Annotated in this window: 5 protein-coding genes; 1 reads left to right on the top strand and 4 read right to left on the bottom strand. The window is 71.6% G+C overall.

Annotation, left to right across the window (positions count from 1 at the left end; all coding sequences use genetic code 11):
• Positions 1-260 precede the first annotated feature (260 nt).
• Genes ACIRYZ_RS31375 through ACIRYZ_RS31360 form a run of 4 tightly spaced genes read right to left on the bottom strand, consistent with a single transcriptional unit; the run spans position 261 to position 5,286 of the window.
• Positions 261-902 carry a sarcosine oxidase subunit gamma gene (locus ACIRYZ_RS31375; RefSeq protein WP_402950762.1) on the bottom strand — a complete coding sequence of 214 codons (642 nt, stop codon included), beginning with the start codon at positions 900-902 and terminating at the stop codon, positions 261-263.
• On the bottom strand, positions 892-3,765 hold the full coding sequence (locus ACIRYZ_RS31370) for a sarcosine oxidase subunit alpha family protein (protein ID WP_402950759.1): 2,874 nt from the start codon (positions 3,763-3,765) through the stop codon (positions 892-894). Before ACIRYZ_RS31370 ends, ACIRYZ_RS31375 begins: the two co-directional genes overlap by 11 nt.
• Positions 3,762-4,043 (bottom strand): sarcosine oxidase subunit delta, encoded by a 282-nt coding sequence (locus ACIRYZ_RS31365; protein WP_402950756.1) that lies wholly within the window; start codon positions 4,041-4,043, stop codon positions 3,762-3,764. Before ACIRYZ_RS31365 ends, ACIRYZ_RS31370 begins: the two co-directional genes overlap by 4 nt.
• Before the next feature lie 25 nt (positions 4,044-4,068).
• A complete protein-coding gene (locus ACIRYZ_RS31360) occupies positions 4,069-5,286 on the bottom strand; it encodes a sarcosine oxidase subunit beta family protein (protein ID WP_402950753.1) in 1,218 nt (405 codons plus the stop codon).
• Positions 5,287-5,696: 410 nt separating this feature from the next.
• Here ACIRYZ_RS31360 and betA point away from each other — a divergent pair, with 410 nt between their 5' ends.
• The gene (betA, locus tag ACIRYZ_RS31355; RefSeq protein ID WP_402950751.1) at positions 5,697-7,376 is read left to right on the top strand and encodes a choline dehydrogenase; all 1,680 of its coding nucleotides are present in this window, start codon (positions 5,697-5,699) and stop codon (positions 7,374-7,376) included.
• The last annotated feature ends 78 nt before the right edge of the window (positions 7,377-7,454 follow it).

Genomic DNA, 7,454 nt, shown 5'->3' with positions numbered 1-7,454 from the left:
GAACCGATGGGTCCGAGCGAGTACCGCCCGTCGGCCGGATGTCCGGCGGCTGACGGGTGCCAAGCGGCCACCTGACCGGCCCGGTTCACGTAGCGATGCGTGAGCCGGGCCGTCGGCGTACCCCGGGGTCCGGACGGGACCGCGGCGCAGTCGGTCCGCCGCGGCGTAGCGCACCAGCTACTCGGCGTACACGGCGACGTCCTCGTCGCACCTCGAACACCGTTGGAACGGCCGTTGTGATCTCAGTGAATCCCGCACCGTCAGGGGAGGGCGGGGAGTGGCGAGTGTCGGTACTCCTCCATCGCGTCGAGCAACCAGTCCGCGAGGTACTGGGCGAACGACCCGCGGACCAGGAGCCGGTACGACGGCGCCTCGTCGAGCTGGTGGAGCACCACGTTGACCTTGGACACCGTCGTCTGGGCGCAGCGGCCCGGCGCGAAGGCGCGCGGGTGCAGATCGAGTGAGCAGCCCTTCTCCAGCACCTGGCGTGCGGCCGGGCCGGTCAGTTCGAGCGTCGTGCGGTTGGCGGAGACGTCCACGACCGATCCGGGCTCGTCTGCCAGCGCCGCGCGCAGAACCCGCTCGGTGGTCGGCCCCGAGCCGTCGGGGCCGACGACGAGCCACTCGTCCGGGCCCAGCCACAGAACCTGGAGGTCGCCTGCTCGGACGGCGGTGTCGGCCTGGGCCGGCAGAGCCGCGCCGAGCGCCTTGCCGACCCGCGCCGCGGCCGCGCCGGCCGGGTCGAGCCGGAGGTTGAGCTGGGCATGGAACGGGACCTCGCGCAGCCGGACACCTCGTTCGCCGGTGACAGCAGGGCCGAGATGGGGGTACCCACGGCCGGAGGCTGGGGGAGTGTCGGTGAGGTGTCCGAGCGGACTCTGCCGCAGCTGGTCAGCCGTCACGGCGGGCTCCCTTCGGGTCGTAGAGGACGGGGTCGGCGACGGTCGCGGCGACCGTGCGGCCGTCTGCGAGCGGTGCGAGAACGGTCTCGCCGATCCTGTCCCGGCCGCCTCGGACGAGGGCGAGAGCGAAGGTCCGGCCGAGTGCGGCGCTGCGGTAGCTGGAGGTCACGTGGCCGAGCGAGGGCACCGGGCCGGCCGTGGTGTCGACGCCCTCGGCCACCAGCTGGGAGCCCTCCGGCAGCAACTCGGCGCGGTCGACCGGCAGCAGCGCGACCAGGTGCTTCCGGTCGGCCCGCGCGGTGTCCGCCCGCCGGAAGGACCGCTTGCCGACGAAGTGCTTGTGGCGGGAGACGATCCACTCCATGCCGAGGTCCTGCGGGGTGACCGTGCCGTCCGTGTCCTGGCCGACGATGGGGTATCCCTTCTCCGCGCGTAGCACGTGCATGGTCTCGGTGCCGTAGGGGGTGATTCCGGCCGGGCCGCCCGCCGCGATCACGGCCTCCCACACGGCGAGGCCGAACCAGCTCGCGACGTTGATCTCGTACGCCAGCTCGCCGGAGAAGGAGATGCGGCAGATCCGGGCCGGGATGCCGCTGGCCAGTCCGGCCTGACTGGCCGTCATGAATGGGAATGCCTCGTTGGAGACGTCCAGATCGGGCGCGAGGGCGGTAAGGACCTCACGGGACCGGGGGCCGACGACGGCGACGGTGGACCACTGCTCGGTCACCGAGGTGCAGCGCACGCGCAGCTCGGGCCACTCGGTCTGCAGCCACTCCTCGAGCCAGTCGAACACGGCCGCCGCGTTACCCGTGGTCGTCGTCAGGTAGTAGTGGTCGTCGGCGAGCCGCACGGTGACACCGTCGTCGAAGACCATGCCGTCGGGACGGCACATGATGCCGTAACGGGCCGATCCCACGGCCAGTTTGGCGAAGCCGTTGGTATAGATGCGGTCCAGGAACGCCCCGGCGTCGGGGCCGACGATGTCGATCTTTCCGAGGGTGGAGGCGTCCATGACCGCGACGCCTTCGCGGGCCGCTCGGCACTCCCGCAGCACGGCGGCGTCCATGTCCTCATCCGACTCCGGGTAGTACCGGGGGCGCTTCCACTGGCCGACGTTCTCGAAGACCGCGCCGTGCCGGACGTGCCAGGGGTGGATCGGCGTGGTGCGCACCGGGTCGAAGAGTGGGCCGCGCTCGCGCCCGGCGAGGAGGGCGAAGGAGACGGGTACGTACGGGCCGCGGAAGGTGGTGGTGCCCACCTCGCTGGGCGAACTCGCCCCCAGCAGGCGGGCGATGGCGCCGATCGCATTGACCCCGCAGCCCTTGCCCTGGTCGTGGGCGGTGCCGATGGTGGTGTAGCGCTTGATGTGCTCGACGGAGCGCATCCCGGCCCGGATCGCCCGCTGGACGTCGGCGACGGTCGCGTCGCGCTGGGAGTCGATGAAGTGGTCGCGCCAGGTGGCCGGTTCGCCGTCCTCGCCGGGCACGATCCAGACCGGACGCGGCGGCGCGGGCGGCTCGTCGCCCGTGCCGGGTGGCACCGGCGGGACGGCCGCGGGGAACCCGGCGCGGGTCGCGGCCTCCGCTCCGGCCGAGAAGCCCTCGCCGAGGCAGCCGGCGAGGTCGTACGTGCCGCGCCCGGCTCCGACGGCCTGGACGCGCTGGGCGTTCACGTCCGGGACGAACGCGGCGATCGCCTCCGCGTACCGCACGGTGCCCCGGGACTGGCTCCACAGATGCACCGCCGGGCTCCAGCCGCCCGAGACGGCGAGCAGGTCGCAGGCCGCCTCGCGTACCGGCCCGGTCAGCGCGTCACCGCCGGTCAGTCCGCTGATCCGCACCGCCGTGATCCGCTCCGCACCGGCGGTCGCGACCACGGCGGACCCGGGGAGCACCTCGATCCCGACGCGGCGCGCGGCGGCGACCAGCGCGGCGGGCGGCTGCGGGCGGGTGTCCACCAGTGCGGCCACTTCGGCGCCGGCCGCGGCGAGTTCGAGGGCCGTGGCGTAGGCGTGGTCGTTGGTGGTGAACACGACGGCGCGCCGACCGGGGAGGACCGCGTACCGGTTGAGGTAGCTGCGGACGGCGGCGGCCGACATCACCCCGGGGCGGTCGTTGCCCGCGAACACCATCGGACGCTCGTGCGACCCGGTCGCCAGGACGACCTGACGGGCCCTCAGGTGCCAGAGCCTCTGGCGGGACACGCCCGGGACGGGGTGCGGGCCCAGGTGGTCGGTGCGGCGCTCGGCGACCAGCAGGTAGTTGTGGTCGTGGTAGCCGATCGCGGTGGCGCGGGTGAGGATCCGGGTCTCGGGCTGGGCGGCGAGTTCGCCGCGGACGGCTTCGACCCAGTCGAGTGCGGGGCGCCCGTCGATCTCCTCGCGGCCGCTGAGCAGCGCGCCACCGAGTTCCGGCTGGTCGTCGACCAGGACGACCCGGGCTCCGGAGCGCCCGGCGGCGAGTGCGGCGGCAAGTCCCGCCGGGCCGCCGCCGACGACGAGGACGTCGGTGTGGAGGTGCATCTTGTCGTGGACGGCCTCGTCGGGCGCCTCGTCGAGCCGGCCCCGGCCCCGCAGGCTGCCGGCCCGCAGCCCGTCGTACAGCTCGACCGTGGTGGCGAGCAGCATCGGTTCCGAGCAGGGGCCGTCGACCTGCACCAGTGCGTGGGGTTCGTCGACGCCTGCCGTGACGATCCCGCGTGGACGCTCGCGGTAGAGGCTGGGGGCGGTGCCGAGGACGCCGTTGGCGAGCAGCGCGGAGGCGAGGGTGTCGCCGCGCAGCCCGGAGTACTCGACCCCGTCGTAGCTGAACCGCAGCACGGTCGTGCGATCGACGCGACCGCCCTCGGGGAGGCGGTGGGTCATGCGTTCACCTCGGGCTTCGGCTGCCCGGCCGGGTAGACGGCCAGGATGTCGTGGGTGACGGTGTGGCGGATGGCGTTGAACCAGCGGCGGCATCCGGCGGCGTGGGACCAGCGCTCCGCGAACGGGCCCTTGGGGTTGTCGCGGACGAAGACGTACTCGGCCCACTCGGTGTCGGAGAGCGCCTCGGGGTCGGCCGGGTAGGCGACGTGGGCCTGGCCGCCGTAGTGGAACTCGGTCTCGTCGCGTTCCCCGCACCAGGGACAGGCGATGAGCAGCATGTGTCCTCCTGTGAGGGCTGAGGGCTCAGTGTGCGACGGCGGCGGCGCCGTGCTCGTCGATGAGGGCGCCGGTGGTGAAGCGTTCCAGCGCGAAGGGCTCGTTCAGCGGGTGCGGTTCACCGGTGGCGATGGTGTGGGCGTAGACCCAGCCCGAGGAGGGTGTCGCCTTGAAACCGCCGGTTCCCCAGCCGCAGTTGAGGTAGAGGTTCTCGATCGGAGTCGGTCCGATGATCGGCGAGGCGTCCGGGGTGACGTCGACGATGCCGCCCCAGGTGCGCAGCACGTGGGCGCGGGCGAAGGCCGGGAACAGTTCGAGGGCCGCCGCCATCTGGTGCTCGATCTGGTGGAACGAGCCGCGTTGGCCGTAGCCGTTGTACGAGTCGATTCCCGCGCCCATGACCAGTTCGCCCTTGTGTGCCTGGCTGACGTACACGTGCACGTGGTTGGACATGACGACGGTCGGGTGCACGGGTTCGAGCAGTTCGGAGACCAGGGCCTGCAGCGGGTGGCTCTGGAGCGGCAGACGCAGGCCGAGCAGGTCGGCGAGGGTGCTGGTGTGCCCGGCGGCGGCCAGCGCGACCCGGCCGGCGGCAATCCGGCCGCGGGTGGTCTCGACGCCGACGACCCGCTCGCCGTCGCGGACGAAGCCGGTCACCTCGCAGTTCTGGATCAGGTCGATGCCGTACTCGTCGGCCTTGCGCGCCAGGGCCCAGGCGACGTGGTCGTGCTTGGCGATGCCCGCGCGGGGCTGGAGGGTCGCGCCGAGGACCGGGTAGCGCACGTCCGGCGAGGTGTTGACGATCGGGCAGAAGGTGCGGACCTCGTCCGGGTCGAGCCACTCGGCGTCGACCCCGCCGAGCCGGTTGGCGTTGACCCGCCGGGTGCCCTCACGGACGTCCTGCAGGGTGTGCGCGAGGTTGAGCACGCCGCGCCGGCTGAACAGGAAGTCGTACTCCAGCTCCTCCGGCAGCTCCTCCCACAGTTTCAGCGCGTGCTCGTAGATCGCCGCGCTCTCCTCGCAGAGGTAGTTCGAGCGGATGATCGTGGTGTTGCGTGCCATGTTGCCGCCGGCCAGCCAACCGCGTTCGAGCACCGCGACGTTGGTGATGCCGTGGTTGCGGGCCAGGTAGTAGGCGGTGGCCAGTCCGTGGCCGCCCGCGCCGACGATGACGACGTCGTAGGACGGCCTTGGGTCGGGCGTGCGCCACAGCCAGTCGGGGTGCTCGGGAAGCTGGTGGGACATGGCAGGACTCCTGGGCTCCTGGGCGGGGCGGCGGGGTGGCCGGGAACCGGGAGACCAGGATGAGCAGCCGCCGCCGATCGTCGGCGCCGTGCAGCCATCGTGACTCGCCTCCCTGACGTGTGGAGGGCAACGAAGCTGTTTCAGATTACGCACACAGTTGCGTCACCCACAACAGTCGGGAGGGGCTGGCCTCGGTGGAAAACCTGGCATCACAGGCTGGTACGGCTTGACGCCGATCCGAGCCGCGCGGAGACTGTTGCGCCATACGGAGCTGGTTTCACTTGAGGAAACTTGCTGTCGACGTCGTGTTGAACGTCAGTTCCCCTGCCCCATCCCGCCTCGCCATCGCCCGACAACCGCCTGGTTGCGGTACCGCACCCACCGGGCGCCGACAGCTACGGCAGGAACACATGACCTTTCAGCAGTACGACTTCATCATCGTCGGCGGAGGATCGGCCGGTTGTGCGCTCGCGGCCCGGCTGAGCTCGGACCCGGGGAACCGGGTGCTGGTACTGGAGGCCGGGCGGCCCGACTACCCGTGGGACGTCTTCATCCACATGCCGGCCGCCCTGACCTTCCCGATCGGGAGCCGCTTCTACGACTGGAAGTACGAGTCCGAGCCCGAGCCGTTCATGAACGGACGGCGGATCTACCACGCCCGGGGCAAGGTCCTGGGCGGCTCCAGCAGCATCAACGGCATGATCTTCCAGCGCGGCAACCCGCTGGACTACGAGCGCTGGGGCGCCGACCCCGGCATGAAGACCTGGGACTACGCGCACTGCCTGCCGTACTTCAAGAAGATGGAGAACTGCCTGGCAGACCGGGAGGCCCGGCGCGAAGCAGCCGATGGCCCCGGTTTCCGTGGCCACGACGGCCCGCTCGTCATGGAGCGCGGGCCGGTCACCAATCCGCTCTTCGACGCCTTCTTCGAGGCCGTCCAGCAGGCCGGGTACCCGCTGACCGATGACGTCAACGGTCACCGCCAGGAGGGCTTCGCCCCCTTCGACCGCAACCTGCATCGCGGCCGCCGCCTCAGCGCCGCCCGCGCCTACCTGCACCCCGTCATGGGCCGCCCGAACCTCGAAGTGCGGACCCGGGCGCTCGCCACCCGCGTACTCTTCGACGGCAAGCGGGCCGTCGGTGTGGAGTACGCCCGCCGGGGTTCGCTGGAGCGCGTGCAGGGCGGGAAGATCATCCTCTCCGGGGGCGCGGTCAACTCCCCCCAACTGCTTCAGCTTTCGGGCGTCGGCAACGCGGACGAGCTGTCCGCCCTCGGTATCAGGCCCGTCCACCACCTGCCCGGCGTCGGCGAGAACCTCCAGGACCACCTGGAGGTGTACGTCCAGCACGCCTGCAGGCAGCCCGTCTCGGTGCAGCCGCAACTCCAGCTCTGGCGGCGGCCGTTCATCGGCGCGCAGTGGCTGTTCCTGCGCAGCGGGCCGGGGGCGACCAACCACTTCGAGGGCGGCGGCTTCGTGCGCAGTAACGAGGACGTCGACTACCCCAACCTGATGTTCCACTTCCTGCCGATCGCCGTCCGCTACGACGGCTCCGCGCCGGCCGGAGGGCACGGCTACCAGGTGCACATCGGCCCGATGTACTCGGACGCGCGAGGCTCGGTGAAGATCAAGTCGCGCGACCCCCGCGTCCACCCCGCACTGCGCTTCAACTACCTCTCCACCGCCCAGGACCGGCGGGAGTGGGTCGAGGCCATCCGCGTCACCCGGCACATCCTCGGCCAGGACGCCTTCGCCGAGTTCAGCGACGGCGAGATCTCGCCCGGCCCCGCCGTGGAGACCGACGAGCAGATCCTCGACTGGGTCGCCCGCGACGGCGAGACGGCCCTGCACCCCTCCTGCACCTGCAAGATGGGGACCGACGACATGTCAGTCGTCGACCCGACCACCATGCAGGTCCACGGCCTGGAGGGGCTGCACGTGGTGGACGCCTCTGCGATGCCGTACGTCACCAACGGCAACATCTACGCCCCGGTGATGATGCTCGCGGAGAAGTCCGCCGACATCATCCTCGGCAGCACACCCCTCGAACCAGACCACGCCGAGTTCTACCGCCACCGCAAGGCGGCGTGAGCCGCGCGGAGTTCCGGCTGCGGCGGCGGGGAACAGCTGGACCGGCGATCGGCAGGGGGCCGGGTGGTGTCGAGCAGG

It is taken from the genome of Kitasatospora sp. NPDC101155, from assembly GCF_044768305.1.
Classification (GTDB): domain Bacteria; phylum Actinomycetota; class Actinomycetes; order Streptomycetales; family Streptomycetaceae; genus Kitasatospora.
Note: the sequence above shows the minus strand (reverse complement) of the source record. Positions and strands in the feature narration are given on the sequence as shown.

Coding starts and splice junctions, on each gene's coding strand:
- ACIRYZ_RS31370 (WP_402950759.1), bottom strand. CDS start 3,765: ATGACCCACCGCCTCCCCGAGGGCGGTCGCGTCGATCGCACGACCGTG.
- betA (WP_402950751.1), top strand. CDS start 5,697: ATGACCTTTCAGCAGTACGACTTCATCATCGTCGGCGGAGGATCGGCC.
- ACIRYZ_RS31365 (WP_402950756.1), bottom strand. CDS start 4,043: ATGCTGCTCATCGCCTGTCCCTGGTGCGGGGAACGCGACGAGACCGAG.
- ACIRYZ_RS31360 (WP_402950753.1), bottom strand. CDS start 5,286: ATGTCCCACCAGCTTCCCGAGCACCCCGACTGGCTGTGGCGCACGCCC.